Raw genomic sequence first — 18,529 nt, 5'->3', positions numbered from 1 at the left:
TAGTTTGGGGTATTTTAATGGTTGATTCTTCTTATATGTACGCTTCTGGTGCTTTTGTTCCTAGAGTTTCTTATTCTAGGTCGATTGATTTAAAAGATTCTTTATTGGATTTGGTTAAGGTTCAAAAAGAATCATATGATTCTTTTACTCCTAAGAATAAGGGTAATGAAAGACTTGAAGTTATCTTTCATACAATCTTTCCAATAAATGATCCTTTGCGTAGGGCTACTATTGAGTTTATAAGTTGTAGGGTAGATGATCCTAAGTATGATGAATCTGAGTGTATAAAGCGTGGTGTAACTTTTTCTGCTCAGGTTATTGCTTCTATACGTCTTGTTGTTATGCAGGATGGTATTTCTCTTGATGAATATAAATCGATTAAAGAGAGTGGAGATCATTCTAAACTTGCAACCGTTGTAAAATCTATAGAAGAGCAGAAAGTCCACTTTTGTGGGTTGCCTATGATGACTGATAAGGGCACTTTCATCATTAATGGTGTGGAAAAAGTTATCGTCTCACAAATGCATAGGTCTCCTGGTGTATTTTTTGATAGCGATAAGGGAAAAACTTACAATTCTGGTAAATTGATCTATTCTGCTAGAATTATTCCTTATAGGGGTTCTTGGCTTGATATTGAATTTGATGTTAAAGACCATTTGTATTTTCGTGTTGATAGAAAAAGAAAATTGCCAATTTCAGTTTTATTAAAGGCGTTGGGTCTATCAAATAATGATATACTCGATAGATTTTATGAGAAAATAAAGTATGTAAAACATAAAGATGGTTGGAAAGTGCCTTTTGTTCCTGATAAATTTAAAGGAGTGAGGCTGCCTTTCGACTTAATGGATATTGAAGGTAATGTGCTGCTTAAAGCTAACGTTCGTATTACCTCAAGACTAGCTAAAAAGCTATATGATAATGAATTGAAAGAGTATCTGGTTCCTTTTAATTCTATATGTGGTTTATTCCTCGCAGAAGATTTAATGGATAGTGCTAGCTCTACGAAAATTTTATCTGCTGGTGAATCTATAAAGCTGGAAGACATAAAGAAGCTTGAGTTATTATCTGTAGATGAAATATCAGTGTTGAACATAGATAATTTGTTTGTTGGACCTTATATATTAAATACGCTTTTCTTAGATGAAAACATGTCTTATCAGGATGCACTATATGAAATATATAGAGTTTTGCGTCCTGGTGAAGTTCCTGTTTTAGAGATAGTAGAAGAGTTTTTCCGTAATCTTTTCTTCAGTCCGGAATATTATGATTTGTCTAACATTGGTAGGTTGAAGCTTAACTCTTACCTTGGATTAAATTATGATGAGGATTTAACTGTTTTAACGCATGAAGATATTATTGAAATTGTGAAAAAAATAGTATTGTTACGTGACGGTCAAGGATCTGTAGATGATATTGATCATTTAGGAAACAGAAGAGTAAGATCAGTTGGAGAGTTTATAGAAAATCAATTTAGAACTGGGTTGTTGAAATTGGAACGCGCAATAGTTGATTCTATGTCCACTTCTAGTTTAGATAAAGTTTCTCCATCTGATTTTATTAATCCAAAAGTGTTAACTAATGTCTTAAGAGATTTCTTCAATTCTTCTCAATTATCTCAATTTATGGATCAGACTAATCCGTTATCTGAAATAACACATAAAAGAAGGTTATCCGCGTTAGGTCCTGGCGGTTTAACAAGAGAACGGGCAGGATTTGAGGTGCGTGATGTTCATCCAACTCATTATGGAAGAATTTGCCCTATTGAGACTCCTGAAGGGCAAAATATAGGGTTAATCAACAGCTTAGCTATATACGCGCGTATTAATAAATATGGTTTCATTGAAAGCCCTTATAGAAAAGTAGTCAATAGGGTTGTTACTGATCAAATTGAGTATCTTTCTGCTATAGACGAAGGCTCACATCATATAGCTGACACTAGCGTAAAGCTTGATGAAAATAATTGCTTTGTTGATGACATGCTATACTGTAGATATGCTGGTAGCTTCGTCATGGTAAGTAGCGACCAAGTTAGTTACATTGACGTATCTCCTAAGCAGGTAATATCAGTTGCAGCTTCCTTGATTCCATTTTTAGAAAATGATGATGCTAATAGAGCATTAATGGGCTCAAATATGCAACGTCAGGCCGTACCTTTATTGAAGCCTACCGCTCCTCTGGTTGCTACTGGTATGGAGTCTTTTGTAGCTTCTGGCTCTGGTGCTGTAGTTTTAGCAAAACGCGATGGCATAGTTGATAGTTCTGATAGTAACTCTATAGTTATACGTGCTTTTGATAAAGAAAGGGTTAACTACTTGGACGTAGATATTTATCATCTAAGGAAGTTTCAGCGTTCTAACCATAATACTTGTATTAATCAAAGACCGCTAGTGTGCGTAGGTGATTATGTTAAAAAGGGTGATGTAATAGCTGATGGTCCTGCAATTAACAGTGGTGAGTTGGCGCTTGGTAAAAATTTGCTAGTCGCTTTTATGTCTTGGCAAGGTTATAATTTTGAAGACTCTATTATTATTTCTAGTGAAGTTGTTAAAAAAGATCTCTTTACTTCTATTCATATAGAAGAATTTGACTGTGTTGTACATGATACCCCTTTAGGATCAGAAAAAATAACTCGTGCTATACCTGGTGTTAATGAAGAAAATCTATATCACTTGGATGATAGTGGTATAGTGAAAATTGGTACAAGAGTTGGTCCAGGCTATATTCTGGTAGGTAAAGTTACACCTAAACCTTCTCTTTCATTGCCTCCTGAAACGAAGTTATTAATGACAATTTTTGGTGAAAAGTCATTCGATTGTGCGGATTCCTCTTTATATACATCTCCAGATGTTGAAGGGACAGTAATTGATGTACAAGTCTTTACACGCAGGGGGGGTGAAGAAAATGAAAGGGCATTACTCATCAAACAAAAAGAGATAAATGACTTTGAGGAAGAGCGAGATTATATAATCAATGTTACTAGTGAATATTTCTATGATGAACTGAAGAAACTTCTTATTAATTCTGGTTCTCAAGATCGAGAAAAATTTGACTCTATTGAACGTGAGCAATGGTGGGGTATAGGATTAAAAAACCAATCCATTTCTGAGCAAGTTAAGAGCTTAAAAAAAGATTTTGATGAAAAAGTATCACATGCAATAGCACAGTTTAAGCGAAAAGTAGAAAAATTACATGAAGGTTATGACCTGCCTCAAGGTGTGTCGATGTCAGTAAAAGTTTTCATTGCTGTGAAACATAGTCTGCAACCAGGGGATAAAATGGCTGGTAGACATGGAAATAAAGGTGTGATTTCTCGAGTTGTGCCAGTGGAAGATATGCCTTATTTGGAAGATGGTACTCCTGTTGATATTATTCTTAACCCTCTTGGTGTTCCTTCACGAATGAATGTAGGGCAAATACTGGAAACGCATGTAGGTTGGGCTTGTAGAAAATTAGGGGAAAAGGTAAGTAATATTCTCGATGAGATCAATAAGATCAAAAGTGCTTTTTGCAAGGGAATTAGGTCCCTTAACGATGATAATTTTACACAATTTGCAGTAGCATACCTTGATAATAAAAAAATTGAAAATATTGATGATGATGAAATAACGGCTTCTGTTTTAAATACACCTAATAAGAATGCACTAAATGACGAGTTGAATGAGTTAGTAGAGAACTATTTGAACTCTTGTAAAAGTTCATACAGCAATTTACGTAACTTCCTGATTGAGGTTTATAGCTATGGCAGTAACGTATCTATCTGTAATGATATTCGTAATATTAGTGATAATAATCTCATTGAATTTGCACGCAAATTACGTGATGGCGTTCCTGTTGCTGCACCTGTATTTGAGGGTCCAAAAGATGAACAAATAGCAAAATTATTTGAACTTGCTGGTTTAGATAACTCTGGACAAGCTGTATTATATGACGGTTGCAGTGGTGAAAAATTCGACCGCAAGGTTACAGTTGGTTACATGTACATGCTTAAGTTGCACCACTTGGTTGATGGTAAAATTCATGCGCGTTCAGTAGGGCCTTATAGTTTGGTTACTCAACAACCTCTTGGAGGAAAATCTCATTTTGGTGGTCAGCGTTTTGGTGAAATGGAATGTTGGGCATTACAAGCCTATGGTGCTGCTTATACTTTGCAGGAAATGTTAACTGTGAAGTCTGATGATATTAATGGTAGAGTTAAGATTTATGAATCGATAATAAAAGGTGACAGTAATTTTGAATGTGGAATTCCTGAATCCTTTAATGTGATGATAAAAGAACTACGTTCTTTATGTTTAAATGTAGATTTAAAGCAAAATGATGTAGTGATTGAAGATATATCTCACACTAACATTGCACAACCTTTTAATGAGGTTAGCATATCGATTGCTAGCCCTGAAAGTATTAAGCGTATATCTTGTGGTGAGATAGAAGATGTTTCAACTGCAAATTATCGTACGTTCAAAGTTGAGAAAGGTGGATTATTTTGCCCTAAGGTTTTTGGCCCTGTCAATGACGATGAATGTTTATGTGGAAAATACAAAAAAAGAAGACACAGAGGTCGCATATGCGAAAAATGCGGAGTAGAAGTTACATCTTCTAAAGTAAGAAGAGAAAGGATGGGTCATATAGAGCTTGCATCTCCTGTTGCTCATATATGGTTTTTGAAATCGCTTCCTTCAAGAATTGGAGCATTATTGGATATGTCTCTCAGAGATATTGAGAATATTTTATATAGCGATAATTATATCGTAATAGATCCTCTTGTTTCGCCTTTTGAAAAAGGTGAGATTATTAGTGAAAAAGCTTATAATGAAGCTAAAGATAGCTATGGGATCGATAGTTTTGTAGCTATGCAAGGTGTTGAAGCTATAAGAGAGTTGCTAACGCGCCTTGATTTACATGAAATTAGGAAGGATTTAAGACTAGAATTAGAATCTGTTGCTTCTGAGATAAGAAGAAAGAAAATTATAAAGAGATTGCGTATTGTTGAAAACTTCATTAAATCTGGAAATAGGCCTGAGTGGATGATACTTACAACTATACCTATTTTACCACCTGATTTGCGTCCTTTGGTATCGCTTGAGAGTGGTCGTCCTGCAGTTTCTGATCTGAATCATCATTATAGGACTATTATTAATAGAAATAACAGGTTGAGGAAATTGTTGAGCTTAAATCCTCCTGAGATTATGATTCGTAATGAAAAAAGGATGTTACAAGAAGCAGTTGATTCTCTTTTTGATAATAGTCGTCGTAATACTTTGGTAAATAAAGCTGGTGCTGTTGGATATAAAAAGTCCATTAGTGATATGTTAAAAGGAAAACAGGGTCGTTTTCGCCAGAACCTCTTAGGAAAAAGGGTAGACTACTCTGGACGTTCTGTAATAGTTGTTGGTCCAACTTTGAAACTAAATCAGTGTGGATTACCAAAAAGAATGGCTCTTGAACTATTCAAACCTTTTGTTTACTCAAAGCTTAAGATGTATGGTATGGCTCCAACTATTAAGTTTGCTAGTAAGTTGATAAGAGCAGAAAAACCAGAAGTTTGGGATATGCTTGAAGAGGTAATAAAAGAGCATCCTGTTTTGTTGAATAGAGCGCCTACGCTACATAGACTTGGTATTCAGGCTTTTGAGCCAATCCTTATTGAAGGCAAAGCAATACAGCTTCATCCGCTTGTCTGTACGGCGTTTAATGCTGATTTTGATGGTGATCAAATGGCAGTGCATGTGCCAATTTCATTGGAAGCTCAGCTTGAAGCTAGGGTGTTGATGATGTCCACTAATAACGTTTTAAGTCCTTCTAATGGCAGACCGATTATAGTTCCTAGTAAAGATATAGTACTTGGTATATATTATCTGACTTTACAAGAACCTAAGGAAGATAATTTACCATCTTTTGGTGCTTTTTGTGAAGTTGAGCATTCCTTGAGTGATGGTACTTTACATATTCATTCTAGTATAAAGTATAGGATGGAGTATATTAATAGCAGCGGTGAAACTCACTATAAAACTGTTTGTACAACTCCTGGCCGTTTAATATTATGGCAAATTTTTCCTAAGCATGAGAATCTAGGCTTCGATCTAATAAATCAGATATTAACAGTCAAGGAAATAACTGGTATAGTTGATTTGGTATATCGTAACTGTGGTCAAAGTGCTACAGTGGCATTTTCTGATAAATTAATGGTACTTGGCTTTGAGTATGCCACATTTTCTGGTGTCTCTTTTGGTCGTTGTGATATGGTTATACCTGAAACTAAAGCTACACATGTTGATCACGCGAGGGGTGAAATTAAGAAATTCTCTATGCAATATCAAGATGGGCTAATAACTAGAAGTGAGAGGTATAACAAGGTTATAGATGAATGGTCTAAGTGTACGGATATGATAGCTAATGATATGTTAAAAGCAATATCTATATATGATGGAAATAGTAAGTACAACTCAGTGTATATGATGGTTAACTCTGGTGCAAGGGGTTCTACTTCACAGATGAAACAGCTAGCAGGAATGCGAGGGCTCATGACCAAACCTTCTGGTGAGATTATAGAAACACCTATAATTTCTAATTTCCGTGAAGGATTGAACGTATTTGAATACTTTAATTCTACTCACGGTGCGCGTAAAGGTTTAGCTGACACTGCACTTAAAACTGCAAACTCTGGATACTTAACTCGTCGTTTAGTTGATGTATCTCAAAATTGCATAGTTACAAAGCATGACTGTAAAACAAAAAATGGTCTTGTTGTGAGAGCTACAGTTGAAGGAAGTACTATAGTTGCATCTCTAGAGAGTGTTGTGCTGGGTAGAACAGCTGCAAATGATATATATAACCCAGTGACAAAAGAATTATTAGTAAAAGCAGGGGAATTAATTGATGAGGATAAAGTAAAGCAAATCAGCATTGCAGGTCTTGATGTTGTAAAAATTAGATCGCCTTTAACTTGTGAAATAAGTCCTGGTGTATGTTCTTTATGTTATGGAAGAGACCTTGCAACTGGTAAAATTGTTTCAATAGGTGAAGCAGTTGGTGTTATAGCTGCTCAATCTGTTGGAGAGCCAGGTACTCAGTTAACGATGCGTACTTTTCATATAGGTGGAGTAATGACTAGAGGCGTTGAATCCTCGAATATTATAGCTTCTATTAATGCTAAAATAAAGTTAAACAATAGTAATATAATTATAGATAGAAACGGAAATAAAATTGTGATAAGCCGTTCCTGTGAAGTCGTGTTGATTGATAGCCTTGGTAGTGAGAAGTTGAAGCACAGTGTACCTTACGGCGCTAAGCTTTATGTAGATGAGAGTGGGTCAGTAAAAATTGGCGATAAAGTTGCGGAATGGGATCCTTATACATTGCCTATTATCACGGAGAAGACAGGTACAGTGTCTTATCAGGACTTAAAAGATGGAATTTCGATCACTGAAGTGATGGATGAATCTACAGGAATATCAAGCAAAGTAGTAAAAGACTGGAAATTGCATTCTGGTGGAGCTAATTTACGTCCTCGTATTGTGCTGCTTGACGATAATGGTAAAGTAATGACACTCGCAAGTGGCGTTGAAGCATGTTATTTTATACCAATCGGTGCAGTGCTCAATGTACAAGATGGCCAGAAGGTTCATGCAGGTGATGTTATTACAAGAACACCAAGAGAGTCAGTTAAAACTCGTGATATTACTGGTGGTTTACCGAGGGTTATAGAGTTATTTGAAGCACGTCGTCCTAAAGAGCATGCTATTGTTAGTGAGATAGATGGCTATGTAGCGTTTTCTGAAAAAGACCGTAGAGGAAAACGCAGTATATTAATTAAACCTGTAGATGAACAAATTTCTCCAGTTGAATATTTGGTATCAAGAAGTAAGCATGTAATAGTCAATGAAGGTGATTTTGTACGTAAAGGTGATCTATTGATGGATGGTGACCCTGATCTCCATGATATTTTACGTGTGCTTGGGTTAGAAGCTTTAGCGCACTATATGATTTCTGAAATACAGCAAGTTTATAGATTGCAGGGTGTTCGTATAGACAATAAGCATTTAGAGGTTATCTTAAAACAAATGCTACAAAAAGTGGAAATTACTGATCCTGGTGATACTATGTACTTGGTTGGCGAAAGCATTGACAAGCTGGAAGTTGATAGGGAAAATGATGCTATGAGTAACTCTGGCAAACGGCCTACTCATTATCTTCCTATTCTGCAGGGGATTACTAGGGCAAGTCTTGAAACTAGCTCCTTTATTTCTGCTGCCTCTTTCCAAGAGACAACAAAAGTACTTACAGAAGCAGCATTCTGCGGGAAGAGTGATCCTTTAAGTGGATTAAAAGAAAATGTTATAGTAGGAAGATTAATTCCTGCTGGTACAGGTTTGATTATGAATAAGATCAGAGCACTTTCACTTTGTGATAATGTGGATAAATATGAAAAATATTTTGATATTGAAACTTATGACGAGGAATGGTTGATGGATAATGGTTGTCATTTACACTCTGGTGAGGAAGAGAGCGTAGTGGCATACGATCAGTCGAATTGAGTACAGCTAGTGTGTCTCTTGACCAAAAAAGCCAATAATATTTTCTTTCACTTCTGTGCTATCTGTCATGTTATTTACTCTCACACGAAATTCAGATGAGCCTTGAAGCCCGCTACTGTACCAACCTATGTGTTTGCGGGCCATCTTTATTCCTGTGTCATTTCCATAGTACTCAAGAATATTGTCGTAATGCTCGAGTATGATGCTTAATCTCTCTGAAGCTGTTGGCTCAGAAGTTTCACTTCCACTGAGAAAGTTCATTGCTTGATTAATCAGCCAAGGTTTACCGTAGGCACCACGACCTATCATCACTCCGTCTGCTCCAGATTCTTTGAGAGCATTCTGAATATCATTTAAATTTTTAATATCGCCATTTACTATAACTGGAATTTTCACTTGCTCTTTAACATTTCTAACGAATTTCCAATCTGCTTGACCATTATAAAGCTGCGCTCTTGTTCTTCCATGCACAGTGATCATTTTTGCTCCTAAGTCTTCGGCAATTTTCGCAAGTCTCGGGGCATTGCGATTTTCATCGTTCCATCCAGTGCGCATTTTTACTGTAACTGGCACATTCACTGCCTTGACTACAGCTTCAATTATTTCAGCAGCCTTTTTTTCATCACGCATTAGTGCTGATCCTGCATAACCGTTTACAACTTTCTTAACAGGGCAACCAAAATTTATATCTATAATTTTAGCTCCCATATCCTCATTCAATTTTGCAGCTTCTGCCATAACATTCGGTTCGCATCCAGCAAGCTGAACAGCAGTTAATGCATCGACTTTTGCTTTTTGCAAACTCTGGCGAGTTTGCATAATCATAGCTCTGCTTGCAATCATCTCTGAAACTAACAAACTTGCACCAAGTTTCTTCACAATACTTCTAAACGGATAATCAGTCACTCCAGACATTGGAGCTAAAATAACTGGAGAATCAATTGTCAAATTTCCTATTTGGAGGGGCATAAGGTCAATGGTAATTTTTCATTGATTACATAATGCAACACAAACTTGCATTCTCCCTTGAAATAGAAGACTGAGATGTTTTCGTCCTTGGCGGACGCTTACGATTTCTTAGATCTTCCTTACATTTCTCATCTTCCATAAGCGCTCTTGTAAATTCTTCTCTTTTCTCATTCAAATCAAATTTATATTCTGATAACTTTTTGTCAATTTCGTCAAATGATTTGTCTTCGTTAAGCATTTGTGTAATTTTATGAGCATTTTCTAACGCAAATATTCCACAGTTATACCCGTCACTTTGCTGCTTAGTTGGGGAAATTCTTATGTCTAATACCCATTCCTCTTTTTGCAGTTCTCTTTTAACAATATTTAGCACATTATCTGGCAATTGATTACCAAATGAGTCACAGTAATAAGCTCTAAATTTTTTATCACCTGCATCAGGTTTAATAACCAAAGTTACCCAATGATTATTGTTAATATGAAGAACCGAAGTAAATATCAATTTAGAATTTTGTTTGAATTCACCTCTATAATTCTGAAGAAATTCTTTTGTGAGTTCGTCCCAACCATTAGAATAGCTAGGGGCAAGAAAATAGACATTATTATTACTATATTCACTTTGTGAGTACCCATATACAACTCTTGCAATATGTGTAATGTCATTATCATCTAACCAGTAACTATAGTTTTTTCTGTTTGTCTGATGCACAAGAGTGTCCAAATCTTCGTGAAACTCTTTACCACCCAAACCACTATCCAAAGAGCTTCTACGACTACTGTTCCTTGAATTGGGTTCACTTCCTGGTACAATACCACTATCTCCATCTTGAGTTTTTTGCTCACCTTGACTTGCTCTTTTTCCATTAATATAGTTCTTCGCTAATTTGTATGCTGTTGTAAGAACTACTCCCATTATAATCCAAATCACAGGATGAGAAATTATCATAGCAAGTGGAAAGGTCAATAGAGGGGATCCTATTACCGCCCCTAAACAGCCAGCAGCGAATGTGGCTGCTAGGCATACACAAGTAGCGTAGATAACGAATTCCTCACCAGCAAAGTCAGTGCTCTCTTTCTGATTATTTTTTGTAATACCCAACATACTACACCCTATGAACACTAAGTTAATTAAATTTTAACAAATTCTAACAAAAAAATCAACCATAATAATTTTAGTAGTATGAGAATATATTGAATATTAAGAGCTTTTGGAGTACAGTAACAATGTTAGTAATAGCACAATATATGCACGATATAGAATATATACGCAAAAACCCTGAAGGATTTGAAAAGGCAATGAAAAGCAGGGGAATTAGAGAATCTACTGCGGAAGAGATATTAGAAATCGATCACGAGAAAAGATCATTAACCACTAAACTGCAGGATTTGAATAGGCAGCGCAATGAAATCACAGAGGAAATAAAAAAGCTTAAAATGAGCAAGAGCCACTGTGAAGAGCAAATAGAGTTGTCAAAAAGCATCACAAATGAGATAGAGGCAATCAGCTTAAAAGAACAAGCAGAAAAGGATAAGTTAGTGAATGTTTTATCTAACTTGCCGAATATTCCTGCGCAAGATGTGCCAATAGGCGCAGATGAGAACTCTAATTTAGAGGTGAGAAGATATGGAGGAAAAAGACAGTTTGATTTTGTACCAGAATCTCATTATGAACTCGGAGAAAAATTAGGTTTAATAGACTTCGAACAAGCGGCGAGAATTTCCGGATCAAGATTTACGATATTAAAAGGACAGTTAGCTAAGCTTGGACGAGCGCTAATAAATTTTATGCTTGAAATGCATGTTAATGAATTTGGCTATACTGAGTTGTACCACCCGACTTTGGTGAAAAACGAGGCTATGTATAATGTTGGTCAGCTACCGAAATTTTCTGACGATTCGTATTTAACTACCGACGAATTGAGGTTGATTCCCACAAGTGAAGTGTTTTTAACAAATTTAGTTGCTGACAAAATAATGGAAGAAAAAGAACTGCCTATTCGCTTTACTGCATATTCGGAGTGCTTTCGTAAAGAAGCAGGTAGTGCAGGTCGCGATACCAGGGGCATGATAAGGCAACACCAATTTGGTAAAGTGGAGTTGGTAAGCATCACAACTGAAGACCAATCAAATGATGAGCTTGAGCGTATGACGAGTGTTGCTGAAGAGATATTAAAAAAATTAGAATTGCCATACAGAGTAATGCTGCTTTGCAGTGGCGATATGGGTTTTGCTGCACAAAGGACTTATGACATAGAGGTATGGTTACCTGGGCAAAATAAATATAGAGAAATATCAAGCTGCTCAAATTGTGGTGCATTTCAAGCAAGAAGGATGAACGCTAAATACTCTTCAGAAACTGATAAAAAGATGAAAAAATATATTCACACTTTAAACGGCTCAGCTTTAGCTATAGGAAGAACGATTATTGCCATAATGGAGAATTATCAAAATTCTGACGGGTCGATTGCAATACCAAACGTGTTGCAAAAATACATGAGTAATGATACTGTTATAAGCAAATAATAATTTTGACATATAGAAAAGCGAGGAAATAAAGATGAAGGTTCTGGTTATAGGTTCTGGTGGGCGTGAGCACGCTCTACTTTGGGCTCTAAAAAAATCTCCTATCTTGACTGAGTTATATGTAACTCCTGGTCGCCAAGCTATGAAAGATCTTGGGGCTCTTGTGGATGTAAATATTCAAAATTCAGTGGATGTTACACAATTTTGCAAGAGAGAAAATATAGAGTTGGTTGTTATTGGTCCAGAACAACCAATAATTGATGGGCTTGCTGATGATTTAGTTGCAGAGGGAATAAATGTTTTTGCTCCAAGTCAAGCAACTGCAAAACTTGAGGGATCGAAGTCTTTCACCAAGGGACTATGTAAACGATATGGTATACCAACTGCCAAGTACGAGTGTTTTGTTGATGAAGGGTTAGCTAAAGATTTTGTACGTAGCAATAAAATAAAGTTTCCACTTGTAGTGAAAGCAAATGGAATTGCAGCAGGAAAAGGGGTGGTTATATGTAATACAGAAAGCGAAGCTTTTTCAGCAATAAATTCAATGCTAGTGGAGAAAAAATTTGGTGAATCAGGTGAAGAAATAATCATAGAAGAGTTTTTAGTTGGAGAAGAAGTAAGTTTTTTTGCTCTTATTGATGGGTTGAAAGTAGTAACTCTTGGGTGTGCAAAAGATTATAAGAGAGTTGATGAAAGTAATGAAAGCCAAAATACTGGAGGTATGGGGTCGTACTCATCACCTTCAATTATAAGTAAGGACATGGAGCAAAAAATTATCCAAAAAATAATGTACCCTACAGCTCAAGCATTGGTTAACATGGGTACGTCTTATAAAGGAGTACTCTTTGCTGGTTTAATGATTTGCAAAGATAGCCCAAAACTTCTCGAGTATAACGTTAGATTCGGTGATCCAGAAACGCAATCTATATTACCTAGATTTGATTCAAATTGCGATTTGTTAAAATTGATGTTGTCAGTTGCAGAAGGAAAGTTAAATGTCAAAATGGTGGAACTTAACAACAAATCTACAGTTTGTGTAGTTGTTGCAAGTAAAGGCTATCCGGGTGATTATCAAAAGGGAGAAGTAATTAAAGGATTAGATAAGATTGAAAGCATTCCTGGTGTGTTGGTGTTTCATGCTGGTACTAAATTCGATGAAAGTGGTAACTTAGTTTCCGATGGCGGAAGAGTGCTAAATATAGTAGCAGAAGGGAGCACTATAGAGGAAGCCAAAAGTAAGGTGTACTCAGCATTAAATTTTTTAGAATGGCCAGGGGGCTTCTTCAGATACGATATCGGTAGTTAATGTTAGCTGTCGGTTAGCAGGTGGTTCACAGAAACGAAAAACTTCCTTGACAAACTCCGCCAGCCCCCTTATCATGAAACTGAAGCTATTGTATTTGCTTTCGCCAATCTGCAGATTAAAAGGTAAGGATTACTTAATGTATCGGCGTCTTATGTTCAATTTTTTGCAGTATATAGATACTGTATGTCTTTACAAAACTTCATCTACATCTAGATTTTTATCTAAATAAGCTGAACGCGCTTATAAAGCGTTACAAGACATCAAAAAATGCCAATACTCGACAGAGATAGTAAAAGACTAGCTAACTCGGGGATTCTTTGTCTTTTTTTCTGCTTAGTAAATTTCTTAAACATTTGCAGCGTAAGTTAGTTGCAATTAAAAGCGGCTGAATCTCGCTTGTCAAGCGTTTAAAACATAAAAAACGCCAATATTTTAAAGCGGATAATAACCCCAGGGCTTCTTTTGCCTTTTTTTTTATTCGGTAAATTTCTTAATATTTATAGCTAAACGACAATCGTCATCCCGCAGCGGGATCTAGAGATACCGCGGCGGTATGACGTAGGGACTCCGCCAACAATATTGCAATAAACCTGAAACTTGAGAAGACTATTTCCCGAAAGCTTCTACAAAAAGAACGGAGAGTTGAATTTATTTATAGAGCTAATGATCAAATAACCATATGTCTCGATGGATAATATATGGTAGAGCTCATGGGCAACAAGAAATTAATAGTTCGTATTAGTTGTAGTTATGAAGTAAATCGATTAGCAGAGTTGTATCTATTAGATGCATATGAAAAATTAGTGTTAAGTAAACCAATAAAAGCGAGCAAAAAGGAAGAAAACTCTGAATATAAGAAAGTAGATTTGAGGACGGTAAAATGGTAACAGTTAGTTTATATGCAAGAGTTTCTTCAGGGAAGCAAGCACAAGAAGATACAATAGCAAGCCAAATTGCTACTATAGAGAATCAAATTAGTATGGATGGACATAAATTATTAAATGAATATAAATTTATTGATAATGGTTATAGTGGTTCTAACATAATCCGTCCTGGTTTGGAAAAATTACGTGATAAAATAGCAGAAGGTAACATTGATAAGGTTTATATTCATTCTCCTGATCGTTTATCTCGTAAGTATGCATATCAGATGATATTACTTGAAGAGTTTAAGAAATTAGGAGTGGAAGTCATTTTTTTAAATCATCAAATTAGCGATAATCCAGAATCTCAATTACTATTACAAATGCAAGGTATGATAGCAGAATACGAACGTGCAAAAATCATGGAACGAAGTCGTCGAGGAAAGATTTATGCAGCAAATAAGGGTTGTATAAGTGTAATGAGTGCTGCTCCTTATGGCTATCGTTATATAAACAAAAATACAGAAACAGGACAGGCCTTATTTGAGATTTATGAAGAAGAAGCTGAAGTTGTTCGTAAAGTATTTTCTTGGGTAGGAAGAGAAAGAGCCAGTATAGGAGAAGTATGTCGTAGGCTAAGTGCTATGTCCATTATGACGAGAACTGGAAAAGAGTATTGGGATAGGGCTGTAGTTTTGAGTATGTTAAAAAACTCTGCTTATAAAGGACAAGCAGCTTTTGGTAAAACAAGGTTTGGTGTCAAACTAAAACATATAAGACCGAAAAAAAACTCCTGCGAGCATCCAAAAGATAATTATTCTACTTATCCTGTTCCAAAAGAGGATTGGATTTATATTAAAGTACCTAGTATAGTAAGCGAAGATTTATTTGAAATCGTTCAAGAACAATTAGCTGAGAATAGAAAAATAGCAAGAACAAGACAAAGAGGAGCAAGACATTTATTGCAAGGTTTAGTAGTATGTAAGCTTTGCAATTATGCATATTATGGTACTAGCACTGCAAGGAATAAGGAGGGGGAAAAAACTAATAATCAGGTATATTATCGTTGTGTTGGCACGGATTCATACCGTTTTGGCGGTAATAAAATGTGTAACAACAAATTAATTCGTACAGATACATTAGACATGGCTGTGTGGGAAGAGGTAAAACATCTATTAAAAAATCCAAATAGAATATTAGAGGAGTATAAACGTAGACTTTCAGAACTTAAAAAATCACCACTAGATCAAAAAAGTGCTTTGCTTGAAATACAAGAAGATAAGTTAAAACGAGGTATTGCAAGGTTAATTGATAGTTATGCTCAAGAATATATTGATCAAGAAGAATTTGAGCCAAGAATTAAAGCAATGAAACAAAACTTAAAAATGGTTGAAGAACAAAAGAAAAAGATATTTGATCAGAAAAAACTCACACAAGAGTTAACTCTAGTAGTAACAAATTTAGAGGGGTTTTCCTCTAGTATTAACTCAAGTCTTAATAATGCAGACTGGCTAACTAAACGTGATATTATTAGAACGTTAGTTAAGCGAATTGAGATTAATTTTGAGGATGTAAACATTGTGTTTAGAGTAAAAGAGCTTCCAGACTCTTTTCATATGGAGAAAAATCAATGCTTGCAATGTTGTTGTAGGGGTAGGGAAACCTTTCTTGGGTTAGCTATAGTTAGTGGAATTGCAAAGTTTCTAGGCATAAAAAGCTTTGAACCTAATATATGAGCCAAACTTGATTTTCCAACCGTAGATACACCTGTAATAAAAATAATAGTCTTCATTTTGTGAATTTACTTGCTATATGAACTATCGGAGAAATTTTTTTATAGTTTATAGTATCTGACCTTACCCAGAAAAAGTGGAGAGAAAGTTTGGAATGTTTTTCACAAAGAGAATGATGAATCAAAATGCTCAGGAATGCAATAGTTAATAGTGACGTTGTTTGTTATAAAAAATTTCTATGTATTCAAATATTGCAGTTCTAGTTTGTTGAGCAGAGTGTTGTGAAGTATCAATAAGTATTTCTCTTTTCAATGAGCTAAAGAAGCTTTCCACAACAGAATTGTCGTAACAACAACCTTTATGACTCATCTATGTTTTTTATGGATAAGAGATATTGATAACCTTGCGAAGTATATTGTGAACCTTGATCACTATGTAATAGTAGATTTTTGGCAGGTTTACGCTTGTTAACGGCCATTAATAAAGAGTCCATAACCAATTGTTTATTTATTGAACTGCTCATTAACTACCATGCGTGAATATAGATCGATTATTGTTGCCAAATATAGCCATCCTTCTTTGGTTTTTATATAAGTAATCCCATACTTTATTTGGTTGATCGACAATAAAGTTTTGGTCTAATATATTAGGAGCTACTGTCCGTTTGTTGTTTCTTAATTTTAAATTTTCTTCTCAATATAGCCTGAATACCATTTTTCTGCATAATACTTTGCACTGTTTTTAAGTTGCAACTTTTACCCAAAGCCTTTAATTCAGCATGAATTTTAGGAGCTCCATATCTACATTTAGAAGCTTGATATATTTTTTGAATATCTGCTAATAACTCTTTATTTGCTGATTCTCTACTGCTTATTTTCCTTGTAGTCCACTTATAGTAGCCACTAGCAGAAAATCCTACATAATTCCTGTACTTTATAGCAGTTACTATGCTCTTTTATAAAAAAATATTTTACTCTTTTTGACTGGCCAGGGCTTTTTTTAAAATGTCTCTTTCTCTTGTTACTTTTGCTAACTCTTTCTGTAAATCAAATCTCTCTTTGTCATAAGGTGCTACATCTGGAAATGCATTTGCCGCTGACTTTTTTTCGTTATATTTCTTCATCCATTTTCCTAATACACTATCCCTTATTCCTAGATCTCTTGCTACTTTTGCAACTGGTTGACCTACCTTTCTTTGTTCATTTGCCAGCTTAACAGCTTCCAATTTGAATTCTGCCGTATATTCTCTTACCATTTCTAATCCTCCAAAATTTTATTTTACCCGAAAAAACTCCTTTCTTTCTCTCCACTTTTTCTGGGTAAGGTCAATATACCAGTGCCGAAAATAGTTGACAAAGATTGTGTATACTTATTACAATTGTTTGGGTACCAGAAGTTTTTACGGCAACAAAGTATGCACTAACTATAAGTAAGGAAGACTTTAAGCAGGCAATAAAAAAAATGAAGGAACGTTTAAAAGAGATTAAAGGAGAGAAGAAAAAGGTAAAAGGGAATACGGCAGAAAATGAATCTTATTACAAATAGCATAAAGGGCTTTTATTCTAGTGTTAAATCGGACCTAGATTGGCAAGCCAAACGTAGTCTTATTAGGACATTAGTAAAAGAAGTCAACATTGATCTTGATAAAGTAGATGTAGTATTTAAGATCAAAGAACTTGAAAACCCCGCCGAGAATGGACAAAATCAAAAGATGGTACATTGTCTAAGGGGTCTGGGCACTGGGATGACATCTTTTTTCTTGGTACAAATTACTCTTATGTCTCAATATTTGTACAGTTGTGTTATCGGCCGTTTGATGTTTACAACGCAGGAAGTTCATACGGTTGTAAGTCAAGCGGTAGGATGACAAGATTTTGCAAGGGTATTTTTTTTATAGGAGATTAATATGGAAATTTTTCTTGATAGCGTTGATTTAAATGAAATTAAAGAACTAAAGGAGTTCATTGACGGCATAACAACTAATCCTTCTTTAATAGCAAAGTCCGGGCGTAAAGATAAATACGAGGATTTAGTGCGTGAAATATGCTCTATTATAAAAGGGCCTGTTAGTGTTGAAGTTGTTGCAGATAGCCATGAAGAGATGATCACAGAAGGTCTGAATTTAGCAAAAATTGCTGATAATGTTGTGATCAAATTACCTCTTATACATGAAGGATTAATTTCTTGTAAAAAGTTATGGACAGAGCATAAAATACCTGTTAACATCACATTATGTTTTTCTCCTGGACAAGCACTGCTTGCCGCTAAGGTCGGTGCTTGTTTTATTTCCCCCTTTGTTGGTCGCCTTGATGATATAAGCTATGATGGCTTATCGCTAATAGAAGATATATGTACTATATATTCTAATTACGGTTTTGATACTAAAGTTCTTGTTGCATCAGTGAGAAGCCCAGCGCATGTAATAGAAGCTGCAAGGCTTGGTGCTGATTCAATTACTGTGCCAGCAAAAGTACTTAGACAATTAATTAATCACCCACTTACTGACCAAGGGCTAGCAATATTTGAAAAAGACTGGGGTGTAAAATAATAGACGGTTACAAATGAACATAAAAATTGGCGTATCCGTTCAGGCAATGGCGTCAA

At 35.5% G+C, this 18,529-nt stretch carries 14 protein-coding genes; 8 read left to right on the top strand and 6 right to left on the bottom strand.

Annotation, left to right across the window (positions count from 1 at the left end):
- Positions 1-17 precede the first annotated feature (17 nt).
- Positions 18-8,531, top strand: a complete 8,514-nt coding sequence (locus AAGD79_RS05205) for a DNA-directed RNA polymerase subunit beta/beta' (protein ID WP_341811240.1) — start codon at positions 18-20, stop codon at positions 8,529-8,531.
- A 6-nt stretch (positions 8,532-8,537) separates the two neighbouring features.
- On the opposite strand, the gene dusB is transcribed toward AAGD79_RS05205, so the two are convergent.
- The gene (dusB, locus tag AAGD79_RS05200; RefSeq protein ID WP_213862743.1) at positions 8,538-9,500 is read right to left on the bottom strand and encodes a tRNA dihydrouridine synthase DusB; all 963 of its coding nucleotides are present in this window, start codon (positions 9,498-9,500) and stop codon (positions 8,538-8,540) included.
- A 25-nt stretch (positions 9,501-9,525) separates the two neighbouring features.
- On the bottom strand, positions 9,526-10,602 hold the full coding sequence (locus tag AAGD79_RS05195; RefSeq protein ID WP_341811238.1) for a Ulp1 family isopeptidase: 1,077 nt from the start codon (positions 10,600-10,602) through the stop codon (positions 9,526-9,528).
- Positions 10,603-10,745: 143 nt separating this feature from the next.
- Between AAGD79_RS05195 and serS the strand changes: the two genes are divergently transcribed.
- The 4 genes from serS to AAGD79_RS05175 all read left to right on the top strand — a co-directional run bounded on the left by serS (position 10,746) and on the right by AAGD79_RS05175 (position 15,928).
- Positions 10,746-12,023: a serine--tRNA ligase gene (serS, locus tag AAGD79_RS05190; RefSeq protein ID WP_341811237.1), complete on the top strand. Its 1,278-nt coding sequence runs from the start codon at positions 10,746-10,748 to the stop codon at positions 12,021-12,023.
- A gap of 34 nt (positions 12,024-12,057) precedes the next feature.
- Positions 12,058-13,329, top strand: a complete 1,272-nt coding sequence (purD, locus tag AAGD79_RS05185) for a phosphoribosylamine--glycine ligase (protein ID WP_341811236.1) — start codon at positions 12,058-12,060, stop codon at positions 13,327-13,329.
- 710 nt (positions 13,330-14,039) lie between these two features.
- Entirely contained in the window at positions 14,040-14,216 is a 177-nt protein-coding gene (locus AAGD79_RS05180; protein WP_182319925.1) for a hypothetical protein, read from the top strand.
- Positions 14,210-15,928 (top strand): recombinase family protein, encoded by a 1,719-nt coding sequence (locus AAGD79_RS05175; protein WP_341811235.1) that lies wholly within the window; start codon positions 14,210-14,212, stop codon positions 15,926-15,928. Before AAGD79_RS05180 ends, AAGD79_RS05175 begins: the two co-directional genes overlap by 7 nt.
- A 201-nt stretch (positions 15,929-16,129) precedes the next feature.
- On the opposite strand, the gene AAGD79_RS05170 is transcribed toward AAGD79_RS05175, so the two are convergent.
- From AAGD79_RS05170 to AAGD79_RS05165, 4 genes are all read right to left on the bottom strand, one after another.
- Positions 16,130-16,294, bottom strand: a complete 165-nt coding sequence (locus tag AAGD79_RS05170; protein ID WP_080717614.1) for an IS3 family transposase — start codon at positions 16,292-16,294, stop codon at positions 16,130-16,132.
- The gene (locus AAGD79_RS07030; RefSeq protein ID WP_394356550.1) at positions 16,284-16,403 is read right to left on the bottom strand and encodes a hypothetical protein; all 120 of its coding nucleotides are present in this window, start codon (positions 16,401-16,403) and stop codon (positions 16,284-16,286) included. Before AAGD79_RS07030 ends, AAGD79_RS05170 begins: the two co-directional genes overlap by 11 nt.
- Positions 16,404-16,571: 168 nt before the next feature.
- Positions 16,572-16,748: an IS3 family transposase gene (locus tag AAGD79_RS07025; protein ID WP_410541945.1), complete on the bottom strand. Its 177-nt coding sequence runs from the start codon at positions 16,746-16,748 to the stop codon at positions 16,572-16,574.
- 147 nt (positions 16,749-16,895) lie between these two features.
- Entirely contained in the window at positions 16,896-17,180 is a 285-nt protein-coding gene (locus tag AAGD79_RS05165) for a transposase (RefSeq protein WP_041573518.1), read from the bottom strand.
- Positions 17,181-17,284: 104 nt separating this feature from the next.
- Between AAGD79_RS05165 and AAGD79_RS05160 the strand changes: the two genes are divergently transcribed.
- From AAGD79_RS05160 to fsa, 3 genes are read left to right on the top strand one after another with little or no spacing between them, the layout of a single operon-like run.
- On the top strand, positions 17,285-17,470 hold the full coding sequence (locus tag AAGD79_RS05160; RefSeq protein ID WP_006280029.1) for a hypothetical protein: 186 nt from the start codon (positions 17,285-17,287) through the stop codon (positions 17,468-17,470).
- Positions 17,451-17,792 (top strand): hypothetical protein, encoded by a 342-nt coding sequence (locus AAGD79_RS05155; protein ID WP_341811234.1) that lies wholly within the window; start codon positions 17,451-17,453, stop codon positions 17,790-17,792. Before AAGD79_RS05160 ends, AAGD79_RS05155 begins: the two co-directional genes overlap by 20 nt.
- A 39-nt stretch (positions 17,793-17,831) precedes the next feature.
- Positions 17,832-18,473: a fructose-6-phosphate aldolase gene (gene fsa / locus AAGD79_RS05150; protein WP_155968460.1), complete on the top strand. Its 642-nt coding sequence runs from the start codon at positions 17,832-17,834 to the stop codon at positions 18,471-18,473.
- The last annotated feature ends 56 nt before the right edge of the window (positions 18,474-18,529 follow it).

It is taken from the genome of Wolbachia endosymbiont (group A) of Oxytorus armatus (assembly GCF_964027005.1).
In the GTDB taxonomy this organism is placed as follows: domain Bacteria; phylum Pseudomonadota; class Alphaproteobacteria; order Rickettsiales; family Anaplasmataceae; genus Wolbachia; species Wolbachia pipientis.
Note: the sequence above shows the minus strand (reverse complement) of the source record. Positions and strands in the feature narration are given on the sequence as shown.